This window comes from Methylobacterium oxalidis, assembly GCF_007992195.1.
Classification (GTDB): Bacteria; Pseudomonadota; Alphaproteobacteria; order Rhizobiales; family Beijerinckiaceae; genus Methylobacterium; species Methylobacterium oxalidis.
In genome coordinates, this window is sequence record NZ_BJZU01000257.1 from 1 (window position 1) to 2091 (window position 2091).

Sequence of the window (2091 nt, forward strand, 5' to 3'; positions counted from 1 at the left end):
CGAGGCTCGACGTTGACTGAACTCGAGCGGCCGCAGGCCAGCCCTGCTGCTCCCTATCCCGACGACTGCAATTCCGGACACCACGGACCCGACGACGGCATGAGCACAGGCCGGCCCGCCAGAGGCACTCCCAATGCGAAACCCCGGGGCGCTGCCAGGAACCAGTTGCCCACAGCGACTTCGGCCCATGCCTTCCACTCACCGAAGACCATCGCGGCCGAGAACCCGAGGCCATGACCAGCGCACCGGCGAACACCGCGATCCAGGCTGCCTGCGGTTCGTCAACTTCATCAAAGATCCGCCGCGTCACGACCAGCATCATTCCCAGGATGCCGCCATAAAGCACCGAGGTCATTCGCTGCAGGCAAGGCCACCGGCCACAACCTCGGCTCGTGAAGAGTTAGCGAATGTGGCGGGGCCTTGCCGCTCCGCTTCAGCAGAGCACCTAAGATATCGTAAGGACTCTGACGGAAGGCAAGAGTAAATAGCGAACAGAGCGAGAATTTCTGCGAGAGTTCGCATTCGCGCTGTTGGTCTGTGCCGCCGCGTCGAAGCTGGGCAGGTACGCTTGTGTAAGCAGCTCCAGTAGATAATTCTCCGGGCGGCAGCTTGAGGAAATCAGAACGCGCTCCGGACTACACCCCTTTCTGTTTCGACAGGTATCTCTAGGAGAAACTTGCGCCGCTGTCCTGTGCCGGCCTCACGGAACAGCTTGGCCCAAGTACGGCTTCCGATTGGCGGGAGCAACTAGCAGCTGTCGCGCGTTTTGTAGTGTTTCTTCAGGGAGGAACATCATGACTGTTGCGCATATCCTGGCCGAGAAGGGCGCCTCTGTCATCACGGTACGCCCTGGTAATCCGCTTGCAGACGCCATCCACCTGCTAGTTGAGAATGGCATCGGTGCGCTGGTCGTCATGGACGAGGCTCATACTGTTGTTGGCATCATCTCAGAGCGCGACATCATGCACGCGCTTGCGACCCATGGGACCTCCGCCCTGGACCTGCCGGTCTCAAGCCAAATGACGCGGAAGGTTGTCACTTGCCGGCGCGAGACCACGAACGACGAGGTGATGCAGCTGATGACTGAGGGCCGATTCCGCCATATGCCAGTGTGCGAGAGCGGCAAGCTCGTCGGCATCATCTCCATCCGTGACGTGATTGAACGGCAGTTGGCTGTCCTAGAGGCCGAACGACAGGCCATGCACGATTACATCAACATGGCGTGAAATGTGAGACTGTCACCGGGCTGGCTTCTACAGACGTTGTTGGCAACTTTCCTGGGTTTTTTACGGTGTCACACTTTGTGGGCAACTATAAATCGGTTTTTCAAGAAGCATTAGCAGAAGCAGAGCTATGTTCATCAAGCAACATAGCCAGGGTATCTCGCGGCAGTTGAGGAGCGTCACGTGGCAGGATACAGCGCCTGATAGGCAGCAGCCGCTGTATCCTGCTTAAGTAACACTCAGTTCTGGAGTGAGGGTGGTGGGTCAAGCGACATGCCGCGTGCTTTGATCGCTATAAGCCGCATTAATTTCTCGTCCGCTCCTTCAGCACGCCAGCCCTCAATCGCGGTGCTCAGAAAGGTGGCGAAATCTGCCCGTTTCATCACGCCTTGTTTCTCCAAGAAGGTGATCAATGCACTCATGATCGCGACCGTGGCGTTGTCGGCCGCGGCAATTGCTTCTGCCTCCGATGGGGTCATTGGGGAACCTTCAGCCTGTTTGCGACGTGAAGAGTAAGTGGTCTCTCGAAGCCTCCTTCGGTCGTCGTGAGGGTGGCTGGTCCATGGATTGCGCCGCCGTTCTTTTCATTGAGCCCAGTCAATCCAAAGATGCATTTCAGTCGAGGGTAGTTGGCCTTGATGCGCGATCTCGAGGTAAGATACTGCGTATGCCCGCAACGCCATGCTCCCGGACATTCAGCTTTTTCTGCCTTCTTGAGCTTCGGTATGTCCATCTCGGTGAGCTCTGAGCGCCCGGAGCAGCATTGAGCGCAGCCCATGTACTTGATCAACTAAGTCGAGGATGATGCCAATGCCCTCGGCGTTGACACCGGCCCTAGCACCGAGATGATGGACTAGGCGAGCGCGCG

At 57.8% G+C, this 2091-nt stretch carries 2 protein-coding genes; one reads left to right on the forward strand and one right to left on the reverse strand.

Annotated features, from left to right (window positions below; translation table 11 throughout):
• Positions 1-794: 794 nt before the first annotated feature.
• A complete protein-coding gene (locus MOX02_RS30310; RefSeq protein ID WP_147029464.1) occupies positions 795-1226 on the forward strand; it encodes a CBS domain-containing protein in 432 nt (143 codons plus the stop codon).
• 236 nt (positions 1227-1462) lie between these two features.
• Here MOX02_RS30310 and MOX02_RS30315 read toward each other — a convergent pair whose 3' ends face one another.
• Positions 1463-1702, reverse strand: a complete 240-nt coding sequence (locus MOX02_RS30315) for a hypothetical protein (protein WP_147029465.1) — start codon at positions 1700-1702, stop codon at positions 1463-1465.
• Positions 1703-2091 lie beyond the last annotated feature (389 nt).

Excerpts from the sequence above, each read along its gene's own strand:
- MOX02_RS30315 (WP_147029465.1), bottom strand. The coding sequence starts at position 1,702 with ATGACCCCATCGGAGGCAGAAGCAATTGCCGCGGCCGACAACGCCACG.
- MOX02_RS30310 (WP_147029464.1), top strand. The coding sequence starts at position 795 with ATGACTGTTGCGCATATCCTGGCCGAGAAGGGCGCCTCTGTCATCACG.